This window comes from Anaerotignum faecicola (assembly GCA_024460105.1).
Taxonomy (GTDB): Bacteria; Bacillota; Clostridia; order Lachnospirales; family Anaerotignaceae; genus JANFXS01.
In genome coordinates, this window is record JANFXS010000002.1 from 189,868 (window position 1) to 206,822 (window position 16,955).

Here is a 16,955-nt window from a genome sequence, read left to right on the forward strand (position 1 = left end):
AAGCGTCAAATGCGCAAAACAAAATATTACCGTCGTTAAAACATGCCATATACCGTTTACATATAAAACAGTAAACGGCGGTATTCCTGTAAAACCATAGGCAGATATAATTTATAATATTATTTTATGATCTCATCGGCTATAAATCCGGTGTCAAATGTACCGGCCTGGTATTTACTGTTTGTAAGTATTTTTTCCTGAAACTCAATATTAGTATCAACGCCTTCAATAACAAACTCATACAAACAGCGGCGCATTTTTTCAATAGCTTCCTGTCTTGTATTTCCATATGTTATTACTTTTGCAATCATAGAATCATAGTATGGAAGTATCTTGCACTTCGGATAAACGGCGCTGTCAATCCTCACTCCCATTCCCCCTCCGGGAACAAGCATATAATCGATTTCACCGGGAGACGGCGCAAAATTTTTATCAGGATTTTCCGCATTTATCCTACATTCAATGGCATGCCCTTTAATTTTAACGTCGTTTTGTTTTATTTGGAGATGTTCTCCGGCCGCAATTTTAATCTGTTCCTTTACAATATCAATTCCCGTCACCATTTCCGTAACAGGATGCTCAACCTGAATTCGGGTATTCATTTCCATAAAATAGAAATTGCCGTTTTTGTCATATAAAAATTCTATCGTACCGGCGCTTTCATATCCAACGGCTTTAGCCGCCTTAACAGCCGCTTCGCCCATAGCTTTGCGCACATTCTCGTCAAGAGCGGGAGAAGGCGCTTCCTCAAGCACTTTCTGATTTCTCCTTTGTATGGAACAATCGCGCTCACCGAGATGTATCACATGCCCGAATTCATCTCCTAATATTTGTATTTCGATATGGCGGGCATTTTCAATTACTTTTTCCATATACATTGTATCGTCGCCGAAAGCGGCTTTTGTTTCGCTCTTTGCACTTTCATACGCCTTCTCAAGATCTTCTTCCTGCCTGACAATCCTGATGCCTTTTCCTCCGCCGCCTGAAGAAGCTTTTACCATTACCGGATATCCGAGCCGGCCGGCCGTTTCCTTTGCTTTTTCAAGCGTATCTATAACTCCGTCGCTTCCCGGAATTACAGGAACTCCGGCTTCAATCATAAGCTTCCTTGCATTGCTTTTATTGCCCATCGAATCAATAACGCCGGCTTTGGGCCCTATAAATTTTATATTACATTCTTCGCACATACCGGCAAATACGCTGTTTTCCGCAAGGAACCCAAACCCTGGGTGTATCGCCTGCGCCTTTGTTACAACAGCCGCGCTTATAATATTCTGCATATTAAGGTAGCTTTCCTTGCTTTTTGCCGGGCCGATGCAAACGGCCTCATCCGCCAACTGGGTATGGAGCGCTTCCCTGTCAGGTTCGGAAAATACAGCCACAGTTTTAATGCCCATTTCCCTGCAAGCGCGTATAATACGGACTGCAATTTCACCCCTGTTGGCAATAAGTATTTTTGAAAACATATAAAACCACCTCAATTATCCAATCATAAATGTAATCTCGGCCTCACATACTTTTTTGCCGTTTACATAAGCCGTACCCTTTCCGATACCGGCTATTTTTTTAAGCTTTATTATCTCAACTTCGAGCCGTAAAGTATCGCCGGGCACAACCTTCTGGCGAAACTTTGCTTTGTCAATGCCGCCGAAATATGCCGTTTTTCCTTTATATTCCTCCATTTTCAAAACGGCGTACGCTCCTGCCTGCGCCATAGCTTCAACTATAAGTACGCCCGGCACAACCGGCTCCTGCGGAAAATGTCCGACAAAGAAAGGTTCGTTCATGGTTACGTTCTTAACCGCCACAACCTTTTCGCCCGGTATTACTTCTTCAATCCTGTCTATAAGCAGGAATGGCGGCCTGTGCGGGAGGACAGACATTATGCCCTTTATATCATCCATTTTATACCCTCCTTACGCTATTGTAAACAGTTTCATTCCATATTCTACCAAATCGCCGTCTTCGGCGCATATCTCAGTCACTTCGCCGTCAAAATCGCTTACAACCTCGTTCATAACCTTCATGGCTTCAATAATACAAAGCACGTCGCCTTTCTTTACCTTGCTTCCCACAGATACGAAACTCGGCTTATCAGGCGCCGGGCTTGCGTAAAATGTTCCCACTATAGGCGCTGTAACAGAATTCCCGCCTTTAACAGCTGTTCCATTTCCATTCTCAAACTGTTCTGACACCTCTGTAACCATTGCAGGTTCGGACTTTATTTCTTCAGCAGTATATGTCTGATTCTGTATTCCGCCGGAAACAGGCTGTTCTACGATATTTTTGCTCATTTTAATGAATGTGCCGTTATTTGAAAGTTCAAAGCTTCTGAGCTTTGACGTATCTATAATTTGTATAAGTTCTTTAATTTCGTTAAATTCCATGTTCAGCCCTCCCACTTTTTAAAGCATAAAACTGCATTATGGCCGCCAAAGCCCAAGGAATTGGATAACGCGTATCTGAGCTCGGCCGCCCTGCCTGTATTCGGCACATAATCAAGGTCGCACTCTTCATCCGGCGTTTCATATCCTATCGTAGGAGGTATAAAATTATTGTCAAGCGCACATATGCAAGCTATTGCTTCAACAGCTCCGGCCGCTCCGAGAAGATGGCCCGTCATGGATTTCGTTGAAGAAACAGGCACTTTGTATGCGGCGCTGCCCAGAGCTCTTTTAATAGCCACTGTTTCCCCAATATCGTTATGATGTGTTCCCGTTCCGTGCGCATTAATGTATGAAACGTCCTCCGGTTTAATACCGGCTTCATTCATAGCCATTTCCATGGCCTTTGCCGCTCCCTCGCCGTCAGGGCAAGGCGCCGTAACATGATATGCGTCGCAAGTCGCGCCATATCCCACAATCTCGCCGTATATTTTAGCTCCGCGTTTAAGCGCATGTTCCAATTCCTCAAGCATAAGTACGCCCGCGCCGTCGCCCATTACAAAACCGCTCCTGTTCTTATCAAAAGGCCTGCTTGCCTTTTTCGGATCCGGCTCTGTTGAAAGCGCCGTAAGATTTGTAAATCCGGCAATTGCGATTCCGCTGATCGACGCCTCCGTACCGCCTGCAAAACAAAGATCAAGATAACCGTGCTTGATATTCCTGTAAGCTTCGCCGATACAGTTTGTTCCTGTTGCGCACGCTGTAACAACTGAAGAACATATGCCTTTTGCACCGAATTTTAAAGCAATATTTCCGGACGCCATATTTCCTATTGTCATAGGTATAAAAAGAGGCGAAACCTTTGAAGGACCTTTTTCACCCATTTTAAGGATTTGTTCTTCCATTGTAAAAAGTCCGCCTATGCCGCTTCCAACAATGACGCCAAAGCGATCCGGATCTATATCACCTTCTTTAAGACCGCTCATCTCAAATGCCTGCATAGCCGCCGCAATGCCGTAAATAGAAAACATATCGTTTCTCTTAAGTTCTTTTTTAGGAACATATTTTTCCGCATCAAAGTCTTTTATTTCAGCCGCAACTTTAACCTTGTAATTTTCCGTGTCGAATTTTTTGATGTAATCTATACCGCATACGCCATTTTTAAGTCCGTTCCAATAGCTTTCAATGTCGTTTCCCAACGGAGTTACCGCACCTATACCGGTAATAACGCATCTTTTCATAAAAAGTACCTCCTAGTTCATTACCATACCGCCGTCCACATTGAGGACCTGGCCTGTTATATATCTGTTTTCCGCCAGGAACACCGCAGCTTTTGCTACGTCCTCTGCTTCTCCGAAACGTTTAAGCGGAATATTTTTCATCATTTCATCTTTTATATTATCGCTCAGCACAGCCGTCATATCCGTTGAGATAAATCCGGGCGCAATAGCGTTAACGGTTACGCCCCTTGCCGCAAGCTCCCTCGCCGCCGATTTAGTTAAACCAATTAAGCCTGCCTTTGAAGCCGAGTAGTTTGCCTGACCTACGTTTCCGATAAGGCCCGAAACGGAACTCATATTTATAATCGCCCCGCTTCTTTGTTTAAGCATAATGTTGGAAGCGGCGCGTATCGTATTGAAAGCGCCTTTCAAGTTTGTTTTAATAACTGAGTCAAAATCGTCCTCGCTCATACGCATAATAAGCCCGTCTTTTGTTATTCCCGCATTATTAACAAGCACGTCCACAGAACCGAACTTTTCCTTTGCGGCTTTTACAAGACTTTCCGCTTCCTTAAAATCGCTTACATCGGCCTTGTATGGCATACACTCGACGCCGAAGCTTTCTATTTCTTTAACTATTTCGTCGTCTATTCTGCTTCTGTAATTTAGCACGATATTTGCTCCCGCTTCGGCAAATTTTTTAGCAATAGCCCTTCCTATACCTTTTGCGGCTCCCGTTACAATAACCGTTTTACCTCTAAGCATTTTCATACCTCCAATGACGCCAAAGTTTTTTCAAGAGATTTCATATCCTCTACATTTAATATTTTAACGCCTTTTAAAGTCCTTTTAACAAAACCGTTAAGAGCTTTTCCCGGCCCAATCTCTATAAAAGTATCGACGCCTTTTTCATAAAGCTTTTTAATTGTATCTTCCCATTTTACCGGGCTCATAACCTGTTTAATCAAATATGGCTTAATTAAAGATTCGTCATCTACAACATCGCCCGTTACATTTGTCAGAACCGGTATATTCATGTTATGTATATCTATATTTTCAAGCTCGGCGGCAAGTTTATCGCTTGCCGGTTTTAAAAGCGCCGTATGGAAAGGCCCGCTTACATTAAGCTTAACCGTAAGCTTAGCCCCACATTCTTTGAGCCTTTCAGCCGCCTCCCGCGCGTCCTCTGCATACCCGGCAACAACTATCTGCCCCGGGGCATTGTAATTTGCCGGCGAAACGAAACCGCCTTTTGCTGTAATTTCATCGCAAGTTTTTTCCACTATATCCCTTTCAAGTCCCATAACGGCATACATTGCCCCAACGCCTTCCGGTACCGCTTCCGTCATGAAACGTCCCCTTTTCCTTACAAGGCCGACCGCATCTTTGAAATCAAAAGCCCCCGCCGCAACATAAGCCGAGTATTCCCCAAGGCTTAGCCCCGCCGCATATTCCGCTTTAATTCCTTTTTCTTCAAGCGCCCTGAGAGCCGCTGTGCTCATCGTCAATATTGCGGGCTGAGTAAACTCTGTTTTATCAAGCTGTTCGCCGCCGTTTAATATAATTTCGCTTATTTTAAAGCCAAGAGCTTCATCAGCCGTGTCATAAACTTCTTTCGCACATTCAAAATTTTCGTATAATTCCCTGCCCATGCCTGCATACTGCGAACCTTGGCCGCTGAACATAAAAGCAATTTTCATTTTTCCACACCCTCGAATATTGTCCCAAATTATTATCCCTATTTACAATACGGGGTATTTCTAAAATACCCCGCATAAACATAAATCATATCTTAATATTCCGTAAAAAACTTCTGTATATTTCTTTAAAACTTCCACGCAAAAGTCCGCCCGAATTGATTCGGATTTTAATATTAAACCGGCGGCATCATAGAGTTTGGCGCCGCTCTGCCATAATTATACATGCACGCTTTTTAGACGGTGTGCTGCTTGTAAAAATTATTCAAAATACCGATGTATTGGCCGTAGAGTTCTTCAAGTATTTCAGCCGCCGTTTGTTCTTTATTAACAAGGCCCGCTATCTGCCCCGACATAACAGAACCAAAATCCATATCGCCTTCCTTAACCGCACGCCTTAAAGCTCCTCTGCCGAGTTCTTCAAGTTCCTCAACCGGGGCGTTTTTCTTTTCAAGGGCTTCATATTCCCTTGCAAGCTTATTTCTTATAACCCTTACAGGATGTCCTGTAGACTGGCCGGTGGTTGTGGTGTCAATGTCTTTTGCCTTAATAATCCTGTCTTTATAATTTTGATGTATTGTACACTCCTTTGCCACAAGGAACCTTGTCCCAATCTGCACGCCGCTTGCGCCGAGCATCATTGCCGCCGCAATTCCGCGTCCGTCGGCAATTCCTCCGGCTGCAATAACAGGTATATCGACTGCATCGACAACCTGCGGCACAAGCGCCATAGTCGTAATTTTCCCGACATGGCCTCCGGATTCGCATCCTTCAGCCACAACTGCGTCGGCTCCGTCCTTTGCCATCCTTTTTGCAATAGCAACCGACGCCGCAACAGGGACAACTTTGATCCCGGCTTCTTTAAAAGCCTTCATATATTTCCCGGGGCTTCCCGCTCCCGTAGTAACAACGGGAACTCTCTCTTCGCATACTACCTGTGCAATTTCATCTGCAAACTGGCTTAAAAGCATAATATTAACCGCAAAAGGCTTATCTGTGGCTTTTCTTATCCTTTTAATTTCTTCCCTGCATCCTTCGCCGTCAAGATGTCCTGTTGCAAGCACGCCGAGTCCTCCCGCATTTGAAACTGCCGAAACGAGGGAAGAATCGGAAATCCATGCCATAGCTCCCTGAATAATAGGATACTTAATATTCAGCAATTTACATATGTCTGCATACATGTCGTTTCCACCTAACTAAAATTATTTGCTTTCTTCAACCAACTTAACAACGTCGCCAACTGTTTTGATGTCCTCAACATTTTCAATTTTAACATCAAATTCATCTTCAATGTCATTGATAATCTGGAAAAGATCCAAAGAATCCGCTTCGAGATCATCCTTTACATTTGTTTCCATTGTAATTTCCTCAATATCCTTGCCTGTCTGTTCCGCTATAATCTCCCTGATTTTTTCAAATTCCATTTTAATTCCTCCTAATTTTTAAGATAATTTTTATAATAAATTTTATTTATTAGCCATTTTAAAATTTCAAATATGCGGCTCCCCATGTAAGCCCTGCTCCAAAGCCGCATATAACAAGCTTTGTTCCTTCTTTTAAATATCCCTTTTCAGCCATTTCGTTAAGCGCAATAGGTATGCTTGCAGAAGAGGTATTCCCATAATTATACATATTTATATAAAATTTATCCATAGGTATTTTAAGTTTTCTGCTGATAATTTCGACAATTCTGCTGTTTGCCTGATGCGGAAGAACATAATCTATATCGCCGTTATCAATCCCCGCCTTTTCCATAAGTTCCTTAACGCATTTAGGAACCTTGCGCGTAGCAAAATCAAATATTGCTTTTCCGTCCATTTTAATATATATATCATAGTTTTTTTCACCGTCGTTAAACACATTGACAACCGGCGAATATCCTCCTGTAAGCGACATGCCCTTTGCTCCGTCGCTTCCGAGTATTTCTGCAATCAATCCTGTTTCTTCTTCGCTTCTTTCAATAAACACGCCGGCTGCCCCGTCGCCGAAAAGCACGCATGTCGATCTGTCGTTAAAGTCAAGGTACTTGCTTAGAACCTCCGCTCCTATAACAAGCGCATTTCTATATACTCCGCTTTTTATAAATTTGTCTGCTGTGGACAAAGCAAATACGAATCCCGTACAGGCAGCGTTGACGTCAAAAGCAACTGCATTTACAGCCCCTATTTCAGCTTGGACAAGGCATGCTACGGAAGGCGTTATGTAATCGGCCGATACCGACGCTACAATAATAAGGTCTACTTCCTCCGGGCTTTTATTAATTTTGCCGAGTATATTTCTTGCTGCGTTTGCAGCAAGCCTTGATGTATTTTCGTCATGCGAAAACCTTCTGTTCCCGATGCCGCTCCTGGACACAATCCATTCGTCGTTCGTATCGACAACCTTTGATAAATCATCATTTGAAATGATTTTTTCCGGCAGGTATGAACCTGTTGAAACAATTTTTGAAAAATACATAAGCTTTGCTCCTAATAAAATAAATTATTATAACTCCAACAGATGATAATGCTCCTTCAGAAAACTGCTTACACGTTTTAACGATTGGGTTAAAATTTCTTCCTGTTCGCCGGTCAGGCCCTCTACACATTTATTAATCATAGCCCTGTGAAAGCTTAAATGCACCCTGAAAAGGAGCCTGCCTTTCTTTGTAAGCCCTATTTTTACAACGCGCCTGTCGTTGTCGCTTCTGTAACGCTCCACATACCCTTTTTTCACAAGGTTATTAATGGCTACGGTAAGTGTGCCGACAGTTATTTTAAGCGCCTTTGCTATCTCTCCCATACTTTTTGGCTCGTACATACCAATGGCCTCTATAGTATGTACTTCTGTTATGGAAACATCGTTAAAACGGCTGTCCTTGAAAGCATTTTCTTCGATTTTTAAAATATCGTTATAAATGTCAACCATAAGTTCATTAATAACGTTGAATGTTTCCGACATAACTTCCTCCCAAAAAGCTAAGAATATCAAATATTTTGATATTCAAAGTATAATTAAAATTAAGCCCGCCGTCAATGGTTATAATGTACATAAAATATGTCATAAGCCGATTATATTGAATGTATTATATACAATATAATCCAATATTATTGACATTATGGGTAATATATAATATATTTACCCTAAATAAATAATTTGACAATCAAAGTTTAGGAGATGACAATATGAAGCTAAAGCCTCTCATAATTGGCGATTTAATTGCGTCCGTACCTATAATACAGGGCGGAATGGGCGTTGGCATAAGCCTTTCCCGTCTTGCGGGGGCAGTTGCCGCTGAAGGCGGCATAGGTGTTATATCGGCGGCCCAGCCCGGGTATACGGATGAAACATTCATGGAAAATTCCCTTAAAGCCAATTTAAAAGCGCTTGCATACCATATAAAAAAAGCAAAAGAAATATCAAAAGGCGGAATTATAGGGGTAAATATAATGCGCGCCTCTAAAAATTACGCCGAATATGTAGAGTGCTGTGTGAAAAACGGCGCAGACTTAATCATTTCAGGCGCCGGCCTCCCAACGGAGCTGCCTATGCTTTTAAAAGATACGGCGGTAAAATTTGCACCGATAGTTTCTTCACTTAAAGCCGCAAAAGTTCTTTTTAAGCTCTGGGACAGACGATATGAAAAAGTAGCCGACTTCGTTGTAATCGAAGGTCCTAAAGCAGGCGGCCATTTAGGATTTTCCGCCGAAGAAGCGCAAAATCTTTCTTTGGATGAATATGACGGCGAAGTTAAAAGTATTATTGAATATGTAAAAAGTTTTGAAGAAAAATATAAACGCAAAATACCCGTTGTTTACGGAGGCGGGGTTTACGACAGAAACGATATTGACCATTATATATCCTTAGGATGCGACGGAGTACAGATGGGAACAAGGTTTGTTGCAACAGAAGAATGCGACGCTCCCCTTGAATATAAAATGACGTATGTAAATGCAAAAAAAGACGATATAGTTATTGTAAAAAGCCCCGTAGGAATGCCCGGACGCGCTATCAGAAACAAATTTGTTAAAGAACGCGAACTGGCAAACGAAAAAGTTACAAAATGTTTTAACTGTATGGATCATTGCAATCCTGCCACAACGCCATATTGCATAAGCATGGCTTTAATAAAAGCCGCCGAAGGCAAAACGGAGGACTCGCTGCTTTTCTGCGGTGAGAACGCATATAGGATAAACGAAATTACTACAGTAAAAAAACTGTTTGAAGAACTTACACAATAAAATTATTTATTATATAAAAATTATAAGAGTACATTATTATAGATTAAATAAACGTGCCCGCCGCAATTTGATACGGCAGGCACGTTTATTTATATGGCAGACAGTACAAAAACTATTTGTAATAATAGATAAAACGCCGCCGCTTTCACCCAAGCGGCGGCAAATAATACCATCCCAATTATAACAGTTAACCGGCGTTACATCATAGAAAGATATTTAAGGAAGTTCCCAAAAGCTATGGCTACTCCCGTTCCGACAAGATCTCCGAAAAATCCAAGCAGTATGCCGAATGAAATCCAGTTCGGATTATGTGCAGCCGCAATCGCCGGAGCCGACGATGTACCGCCGAAATTCGCCATAAATCCAACCGAAGCGGTGAAACAGTCAAACCTGAACAATTTGCAGAGCAAAAGCCATACAATGTACATTACTGCAAGCATTATAAGAACAAGAACAACAAATTGCGGCGCTTCAGTACACTGGCTGAGATCTGAATATGACATTGTAATGCAAAGGCTTAAATAAAGGAAAACTTTTGCCACTTCCTGCGCGCCTTTAAGCCTGTGTGCAGGAGTTAATCCAAGAGCTATACCAAGCAGTGAGGAAAGCACTACCCTCCATCCGGTTGCCGAAAGGAAACTAACCTCCGGGATATATGGTATAACAAAATTAATTACGGCCGTCCCGATAAGACCTACTGCAAAAAGTATACAGTAATCAAGCATGTTGGGAGCTGATTTATCCAGATCTTTATTAGCTTCTTCAATCCTTTTTGCAATTTCGTCAATACCGTCTGTAGATGCTTTAAAGAATTTATTCCACGCCATTGTGCGAGGTATAAGCATCATAGCTACCGAAAGTACGATTGTTATACCTACCGTGTCCATCATAACGGCATATACATAATCGACGCCTTCTACGCCAAACGTGGAAGCCACGGCCTGCATGTTAATAGTTTCACCAACAAACGAACCTGTAACTGCCGCAATCGACCCCCACGCATTTTCAGGCAGATAATTTTTCATAATAAGATATGCCACCGTAAATCCAACCAGAACTGAAACCGTAGTGCTCAAAAACGACAATATCATTCTGGGCCCAAGCCTAAAAATATGCCTTATATCGCATGTAAGCATAAACATTGTAAGCATCATGGGCAGAAATGTTGAATACATAACATTTTGAGCCGCCACAACGCCTTCCGCCGTTCCGTCAAACACCTTAAATGTTGCCGCAAGCGCTACAACAAGCATTAAAACAACCATTGAAGGAATTATTTTAAAGAATTTGCTTTCAGAATATTTCTTTTCCAGATAAAAAATTATTGCCATGGTTGCAATTAAAAAACCAAGAAAACCTTCAGATGATGTTATCATTAAACCACCTTCCTTTTCCCTCACATCGCTTATAAACAGTCATTTGTTTAAAAGCGAACACACAATTTTTATCAGTTAGGATAAACTGTTCCTCAAATAAATCGGAAAAAATTTATACTTTTTCTGCCGTAATCATAAACTCTCAGACACCGGTAACAGCCCGCACCGCCGATTTCCCCGCATTGTTTTCGTTTGCCGGAAAATGCTGAAAAAAGCATTTATATTGAATACAACATATTTAAAACGGGAAAAATACCGGCGCCAATACGCGGAGGCATATAAAATACGCTAAATTTTATATGTAATTGTCTGCACCGCTTTTCTTATTGATAGGCAAACAGCCAGTAACAGAAACAATATTTCAAAATTCCGCATCATTCAAAGCAAACGCATTTCAAATATATCATTTTCTCTTTTGCTGTCTGTATTTGTCTAAAGTTCTGTAAAATAATTTCGTCATATCGTTAAACTATGCCGTATATACGTCACTTATTGTTGAAAAGCCGTATTTCAGACTAATTATCGGCCGTATCATTATTTTAAGAACCCATTTTACATTTTTACGCCGTTTCATTTAAGAAAAGTTATTGCCTGCCGCTAAGCCATGCTTGCACAATTTTGGAAACTATTGATTGTAACGGCTGTTTTCTCCCGCAACATCCATACAATACCTTTTGAAGAACATACCGATGTTTTTCTGCCGTCATTTTAAGCATATATGTGTGGTATTAATTCAAAATGACACAGTATTAACAAAGCAGTCCCGATATTTCATCAAATTCCAATATTTCTGCAAGTTCTGCATTTGTCTGTATACATAGATATTCTCCCTTTGGATTCCTGCAACAATAACGACATCTTTTATTTTTTCGTCATATTAAAAACTGCCGCAGGCATCTTATACCATGTATAAAATACTCTGGCAAAACCATATCATACAGGCTTTGCTTTCATATTTACAAATCAGTGCTCCCTACTCATTCCATTCTTGTGCCCCCTCTTAATATTATTTCATAATCATATGTGCGCGCCTTGTTAAAAATCCTGTTATTACTCATAACAAACCTGTTTGTTAATCTAATGTTAAACGCTATTGTAACTATACAGTCAATTATAAGATCCTATAAACCTGCCTCAACAACAAAAGTTTTACATTTCTGTTCTTATAAGCAAATCTTTATTGTGAATTATTCACTATATTTTTTTATATCCAACATAATATAGGCCGATTTTTATACATATTAGCCTAGTTATATTTTTCAAAAACATACACTATGTACATATCGTTTTTATATGTTTATAAATCATTTTTTTAATATATGTTAATATTTACTGTCCATATACAAAAATGGCATTATAAAATTATGCAAAACATCATAAAACTTCAGCCTGATGTTTCCGAAATCTCTTTTGACTGCATACTGCAACGCTTCCACTTACCGTAAAAGATATGCACAATTGAATGAGAAACTAAACAATTTGTTTAAAACGAATATTATCAAACGGTTAAATTTTTCTATATTGACTTGCCGCAGACAAACTTTATCCAAAAGATAAAATCCCGCATGTTCAGGCAAAATTCAAAAATTCCAATATAAAAAGGACGTTTTGATGTACAAAACGTCCTTCAGCAATATCTTTATCCACTTATAGCTTTGCTGCTATTCTGTCCTTATAGCTGTCAGCGCACTTAGATTCGTTGCCCTTTTCGCCGGAAGATAACCGGCCAAAATCCCTATAAACGTAGCGAAAACTACTCCTGCAAGAGCAAGCCATATCGGTATGCGTGAAATATTTGAAGCCTGCCCCATACCGACAGCAACAATATTTACGATTTTTGAAACTATTAAACTTATTATTATTCCCGCAATCCCGCCTAAAAATCCTATAAAAGCCGCTTCTGTAAGAAAGAGTTTCTTTATATCGGATAAAGTTGCGCCGATAACTTTCATAACCCCTATTTCCCTTGTTCTTTCATAAATACTCATAACCATTGTATTAGTTATACCTATAGCCGCTACGAGAAGGGATATAGCCCCTATTGCTCCAAGGACTGTCTGCAGCATCCTGCTTGTTTCCTGCATATAATTAAGATACTCCTTCAAACTGCTCGCTTCAAATCCCATATCTTTTATCTTTTCCTGAACGGAATCGACATCTTCCATATTTTCAACCTTGACTTTAAGGTTGTCATAAATGCCTTTTTTCCGTTTATCTTTTGCAGACACATCTTGGGCTTTGTCCCTTTCGTCAATAAGCTTTTCAAGATCCTTTATAGGCATAAAAGAATTATACGCATTCTGATCCATTTGATCCATCTCGCCGACAATCTCTATTTTGCTTGGCTTAATACTGTTGTCGGCATTGTTTGTGCCATAGCCGCTATCAGTCGTAATTTTAAATTTATCTTCTTCAAGATTAATTTCTATATTGTTGCTTTGGCTGTATCTGTATCTGCTGCTTTGTTTAGGGTTATAAAACTCTTCTTTAGCATAAGCCCCCAATACCAATGCCATGCTGTCGCCTTCCTGAAGAGGGCGTCCCCAACCGATCTTATACTCCATAGCTTCCATTGCCGCCGGATCTATTCCTACGACGCTTACCCCGGCGGCATACCTGCCGTCTATAATCGTTAAATATTCGTTAATCGTCGGGCTTACAGCCTCAACCCCCGGTATTTTCCTGATTTCTTCAATAGTTTTTGTATCAAGCTGGACTTTCTTGCCGCTGTCGCTGCTCCATGGGGTGTAAACGTCAATTACATTAAGGCTTCCCATTTGTTCAGCCTGTTCCTTATAGCCTTCGTTCATGCCGATGCCGACAGATATCATAACAACTATGGAAGCTGTGCCTATAACAACGCCGAGCACCGTAAGAAAAGTTCTAAGCTTCCTTTTCCAAAGGTTACGGATAGCCATGCTTATAATATCAAAGCTGCTCATTGCACACCTTCTTCCTACCGGTCTAATTTATTATCCTCGCCGCCGTCCGTTTCTTCGTCGTCGAAAATGTCGTCGTCAGCCTCTATGTACTTCTCAGCTTTTTTGTGTTTAATCTTTTTATATATTATCACAGCTATAACTGCCGCCGCTATAACCGCTATAATAGAAATTATTATCGCATTTATGGAAACCGGCATTTTCTGCCCGCCTTCCATGTTCATATCTTCGCCTTCCATCATCATATCGTCCACCGGAACAGGCGCCGTTCCCGTTATTGTGTATTCAGAAACCTTTTCGATAACTTTTCCGCTTGGATCATCGTATGAGATCGTCAGTTTAACATTGTTTTCACCCTCGTTTAAAACAGAGAAACTTCCTTCGTAATAACTGCTCTCTCCCGATTTGCAGTTCCCTATATACACACTTTTCGTTGTCGTATCAATATCGCCTTCAATAACGACTTTTAGATTGCTTAAATCAACTTTTCCCGTATTATACAAATCAAAATACAGCGAAACAGGCATTCCAACCTCGGCAGTCGGAGGCATGGCAATTTCACTTGTTTCAACTTTTGTCATCTGCTGTACGTTTATTCCCAAAAGTTCCGTCGCCGTATATTCGTTTCCTTCTTCGTCCTCATATTCAAAATTTACCGTAAGCGTATATGTCTTAGGCTGCGCATCGGGAACCGTAAACAGCCTCATTTGTTTTGTAACCGTTCCTTTTGAAGGTATGGAATCAAAATAAAATGTATTACTGCTGTCAACAGGAGTAAATACGTTTCCTGTGCTTTCAGTATCCTTTGAAGTTTCTTCCGCCATTGTAAGGAACATTTTAACATTTTTAACATTCTTAACGGCGTGAGTATTCAAAAACGTCATGTAAAGGTCAAATTCTTCCCCAGCATTTACAATAATCGGATCTGCTTTATATTCGCTTACGATTATTTTGGGCTTACTTTCCTTTTTGTCCTCATCCTCTTTATCATTATCGGGATTTGATACGTTTGCTCCCGCATACTGGTTAAACGTAACGGTTTTGCCGTTCTGTTCATATTCAACGGCAAGTTCAACAGTATAATTTCTTGTTACAGACGCCCCTGTAGCCGCAAACGTAAAACTCACCGGGCATGAAGCTCCCGGTTCAAGCTTATCAACAGATATTACGCTTGAACTTTTGGGCACAATGTTTCCGCCCTCGCCGTATTCCTTAGCGGTTACTTTAATATTCTTGGCTTCTGCATCGCCTTTATTGAAAAGTTCAAATGCAACGTCGAAATTCTGATTAACGCCGTATACTCCTTCAGGCTCGGCAAGGTTCCTTATTTCAAGTTCGCTCTTCTTTCCGGAAGAACTGCCGCCGACAGAAACGTAGTATTTCTGCGACATCTTATATTCCTTATTGTTTTCATCTTTACCGACTATATTAAAAGTAACCGGATAACTTCCCGCCGCCACCTCGGCCCCTGCCGAAAGGTTAAACGAAACTGTTTCCTGTGTTCCGGCATGAAAGTTCGGAAATTTTTTGCTGCTTTCTCCAACTGCCGAAATCACAGCCGGATCGAGATCCGAAATAGACACTTCAACATCGTAAATATTAAGCGGCCCGCGGTTTCTCACAACGGCGCTTATTTTACCGGTTCCCCCGGCTTCAAGGCCGTCAGGTTCCAATGAAAAGTTTTCCAAAAGCATGCTTCCTTCAGTATTTACATTTTTAACTTTAAAATAAATCGTGGATGTTGAATCATAATTTACCCCGTCTGTATTAAAATACGAAAATTTGATATCCACAGTATATGTCTGCGTTGGAGCCGTTTTGTCAACATCCACCAAAAGCGTTATTGTCTGGCTTGCGTTTCCTGAAATGCCAACTATATTTGTTGAACCGCTCTTTGTCGTTATTTTTAATGGATTATCGGTTATTTCAGCAAATTTGGGCATAAGAACAACGCTTTTTGCAATGCTTGAACTTAAATTTTTAACATTGATGTTAACCTCATTAACTTCGCCTGCAACAACGTCAAACACAGGACCGTTCACAATGGTTACGTTAGGCTGGCCTGCCGGCTCCTTATCTTCCTCGTTTTCTTCCGCAAAAGCGTTAACCATTCCCCCAAACACCATTTGCAGTACAACTAAAAACACCATTAAAGCTTTAAGCTTTTTTCCCATCTTTATTCCCCCGTCCTTTTTCTACTGATGAATTCCTGCAAGTTCACTGCTGTTGACAACACGGTTTTCATTTACCTTAATATTATCTACTTTGCCGTCCATAAGATGGATTATACGGTCTGCATAAACAGATATTTCCAAATCATGGGTTACGATAATAACCGTCTGACGGTTTTTCTGGGCCAAGTCCATCATCAAATCCATCATTTGGTAAGTCGTTTTAGTATCAAGGTTTCCCGTCGGCTCGTCGGCAAAAACAACCTGCGGGTTATTTACAAAAGCCCTTGCTATGGAAACCCTTTGCTGCTGCCCGCCGCTCATCTGCGACGGCTTATGGTTCGCCCTGTCCTCAAGCCCCACGGCTTTAAGCATCTCCATCGCCCGTTCCTTCCTCTCTTTAACGGGCACTTTTTTAAATATAAGGGGCAGCGTAACGTTTTCAAGCGCCGTCAACGTCCCCAAAAGGTTGTACGACTGGAACACAAACCCAATATATTCCTGCCTGAATTTTGCAAGCTGATCTTCATTCATTCGTTCAATATGTTTTTTATGTATAATTATTTCGCCTTTAGTTGGCTTTTCAAGGCCTGAAATCAAGTTTAAAAGAGTGCTTTTGCCAGAACCGGAAGTCCCAAGCAAGCAACATATTTCACCTTTAATAAAATTCAAAGAAACATTATTTATAGCGACAATTTTTTCATCGCCCATTCTGTAAACCTTTCTTAATTTATTGATCCTGATTACGTCTTCACCCAATAGTACCCCTCCCTTCATTATATATTAGACAATCGAAAACAATATTTTGTTTCAAATAAATCGAAAATATTTTATTTTACTTTATCATATAGCGGACATTCTTTCTACCAGAAATATATTAATTAATTATTACTTTTTTCTTAAAAGAAATTGGCCGCTGTACAAAGACTTTTGTTCTTTTCTTATTGA

At 40.7% G+C, this 16,955-nt stretch carries 15 protein-coding genes; 1 reads left to right on the forward strand and 14 read right to left on the reverse strand.

The window, feature by feature from the left end; genetic code table 11:
* Positions 1 to 119 precede the first annotated feature (119 nt).
* The 10 genes from NE664_03580 to NE664_03625 form a co-directional block, all read right to left on the reverse strand.
* A complete protein-coding gene (locus tag NE664_03580) occupies positions 120 to 1,466 on the reverse strand; it encodes an acetyl-CoA carboxylase biotin carboxylase subunit (GenBank protein ID MCQ4725743.1) in 1,347 nt (448 codons plus the stop codon).
* 15 nt (positions 1,467 to 1,481) lie between these two features.
* Entirely contained in the window at positions 1,482 to 1,904 is a 423-nt protein-coding gene (gene fabZ / locus NE664_03585) for a 3-hydroxyacyl-ACP dehydratase FabZ (protein ID MCQ4725744.1), read from the reverse strand.
* A gap of 12 nt (positions 1,905 to 1,916) precedes the next feature.
* Positions 1,917 to 2,387 (reverse strand): acetyl-CoA carboxylase biotin carboxyl carrier protein, encoded by a 471-nt coding sequence (gene accB, locus NE664_03590; GenBank protein ID MCQ4725745.1) that lies wholly within the window; start codon positions 2,385 to 2,387, stop codon positions 1,917 to 1,919.
* Between the two features lie 2 nt (positions 2,388 to 2,389).
* Positions 2,390 to 3,625, reverse strand: coding sequence for a beta-ketoacyl-ACP synthase II (fabF, locus tag NE664_03595; protein ID MCQ4725746.1), 1,236 nt, complete (start codon positions 3,623 to 3,625; stop codon positions 2,390 to 2,392).
* A gap of 12 nt (positions 3,626 to 3,637) precedes the next feature.
* Positions 3,638 to 4,375: a 3-oxoacyl-[acyl-carrier-protein] reductase gene (gene fabG / locus NE664_03600; GenBank protein ID MCQ4725747.1), complete on the reverse strand. Its 738-nt coding sequence runs from the start codon at positions 4,373 to 4,375 to the stop codon at positions 3,638 to 3,640.
* Positions 4,372 to 5,304 (reverse strand): ACP S-malonyltransferase, encoded by a 933-nt coding sequence (gene fabD, locus NE664_03605; GenBank protein ID MCQ4725748.1) that lies wholly within the window; start codon positions 5,302 to 5,304, stop codon positions 4,372 to 4,374. The genes fabG and fabD overlap by 4 nt, the downstream gene beginning before the upstream one ends.
* 233 nt (positions 5,305 to 5,537) lie before the next feature.
* Positions 5,538 to 6,482 (reverse strand): enoyl-[acyl-carrier-protein] reductase FabK, encoded by a 945-nt coding sequence (fabK, locus tag NE664_03610; GenBank protein MCQ4725749.1) that lies wholly within the window; start codon positions 6,480 to 6,482, stop codon positions 5,538 to 5,540.
* A gap of 21 nt (positions 6,483 to 6,503) precedes the next feature.
* Positions 6,504 to 6,725 carry an acyl carrier protein gene (locus tag NE664_03615; GenBank protein MCQ4725750.1) on the reverse strand — a complete coding sequence of 74 codons (222 nt, stop codon included), beginning with the start codon at positions 6,723 to 6,725 and terminating at the stop codon, positions 6,504 to 6,506.
* 58 nt (positions 6,726 to 6,783) lie between these two features.
* Positions 6,784 to 7,758, reverse strand: a complete 975-nt coding sequence (locus NE664_03620) for a ketoacyl-ACP synthase III (GenBank protein ID MCQ4725751.1) — start codon at positions 7,756 to 7,758, stop codon at positions 6,784 to 6,786.
* A 27-nt stretch (positions 7,759 to 7,785) separates the two neighbouring features.
* Positions 7,786 to 8,241 (reverse strand): MarR family transcriptional regulator, encoded by a 456-nt coding sequence (locus tag NE664_03625; GenBank protein ID MCQ4725752.1) that lies wholly within the window; start codon positions 8,239 to 8,241, stop codon positions 7,786 to 7,788.
* Positions 8,242 to 8,465: 224 nt separating this feature from the next.
* On the opposite strand from NE664_03625, the gene NE664_03630 reads away from it, so the two are divergent.
* Entirely contained in the window at positions 8,466 to 9,521 is a 1,056-nt protein-coding gene (locus NE664_03630; protein MCQ4725753.1) for a nitronate monooxygenase family protein, read from the forward strand.
* A 197-nt stretch (positions 9,522 to 9,718) separates the two neighbouring features.
* Here the strand turns inward: NE664_03630 and NE664_03635 are convergent, their stop codons facing one another.
* The 4 genes from NE664_03635 to NE664_03650 all read right to left on the reverse strand — a co-directional run bounded on the left by NE664_03635 (position 9,719) and on the right by NE664_03650 (position 16,718).
* Positions 9,719 to 10,897, reverse strand: coding sequence for a DUF819 family protein (locus NE664_03635; GenBank protein ID MCQ4725754.1), 1,179 nt, complete (start codon positions 10,895 to 10,897; stop codon positions 9,719 to 9,721).
* Between the two features lie 1,661 nt (positions 10,898 to 12,558).
* Positions 12,559 to 13,839 (reverse strand): ABC transporter permease, encoded by a 1,281-nt coding sequence (locus NE664_03640; protein ID MCQ4725755.1) that lies wholly within the window; start codon positions 13,837 to 13,839, stop codon positions 12,559 to 12,561.
* Between the two features lie 14 nt (positions 13,840 to 13,853).
* Complete coding sequence (locus tag NE664_03645) at positions 13,854 to 16,010, reverse strand: hypothetical protein (GenBank protein ID MCQ4725756.1); 2,157 nt, start codon at positions 16,008 to 16,010, stop codon at positions 13,854 to 13,856.
* 21 nt (positions 16,011 to 16,031) lie between these two features.
* Entirely contained in the window at positions 16,032 to 16,718 is a 687-nt protein-coding gene (locus tag NE664_03650; protein ID MCQ4725757.1) for an ABC transporter ATP-binding protein, read from the reverse strand.
* Positions 16,719 to 16,955: the final 237 nt, after the last annotated feature.

Coding starts and splice junctions, on each gene's coding strand:
- NE664_03630 (MCQ4725753.1), top strand. CDS start 8,466: ATGAAGCTAAAGCCTCTCATAATTGGCGATTTAATTGCGTCCGTACCT.
- NE664_03615 (MCQ4725750.1), bottom strand. CDS start 6,725: ATGGAATTTGAAAAAATCAGGGAGATTATAGCGGAACAGACAGGCAAG.
- accB (MCQ4725745.1), bottom strand. CDS start 2,387: ATGGAATTTAACGAAATTAAAGAACTTATACAAATTATAGATACGTCA.
- fabK (MCQ4725749.1), bottom strand. CDS start 6,482: ATGTATGCAGACATATGTAAATTGCTGAATATTAAGTATCCTATTATT.
- fabD (MCQ4725748.1), bottom strand. CDS start 5,304: ATGAAAATTGCTTTTATGTTCAGCGGCCAAGGTTCGCAGTATGCAGGC.
- fabG (MCQ4725747.1), bottom strand. CDS start 4,375: ATGAAAATGCTTAGAGGTAAAACGGTTATTGTAACGGGAGCCGCAAAA.
- fabF (MCQ4725746.1), bottom strand. CDS start 3,625: ATGAAAAGATGCGTTATTACCGGTATAGGTGCGGTAACTCCGTTGGGA.
- NE664_03625 (MCQ4725752.1), bottom strand. CDS start 8,241: ATGTCGGAAACATTCAACGTTATTAATGAACTTATGGTTGACATTTAT.
- NE664_03640 (MCQ4725755.1), bottom strand. CDS start 13,839: ATGAGCAGCTTTGATATTATAAGCATGGCTATCCGTAACCTTTGGAAA.
- NE664_03620 (MCQ4725751.1), bottom strand. CDS start 7,758: ATGTATTTTTCAAAAATTGTTTCAACAGGTTCATACCTGCCGGAAAAA.
- NE664_03650 (MCQ4725757.1), bottom strand. CDS start 16,718: ATGGGCGATGAAAAAATTGTCGCTATAAATAATGTTTCTTTGAATTTT.
- fabZ (MCQ4725744.1), bottom strand. CDS start 1,904: ATGGATGATATAAAGGGCATAATGTCTGTCCTCCCGCACAGGCCGCCA.
- NE664_03645 (MCQ4725756.1), bottom strand. CDS start 16,010: ATGGGAAAAAAGCTTAAAGCTTTAATGGTGTTTTTAGTTGTACTGCAA.
- NE664_03635 (MCQ4725754.1), bottom strand. CDS start 10,897: ATGATAACATCATCTGAAGGTTTTCTTGGTTTTTTAATTGCAACCATG.
- NE664_03580 (MCQ4725743.1), bottom strand. CDS start 1,466: ATGTTTTCAAAAATACTTATTGCCAACAGGGGTGAAATTGCAGTCCGT.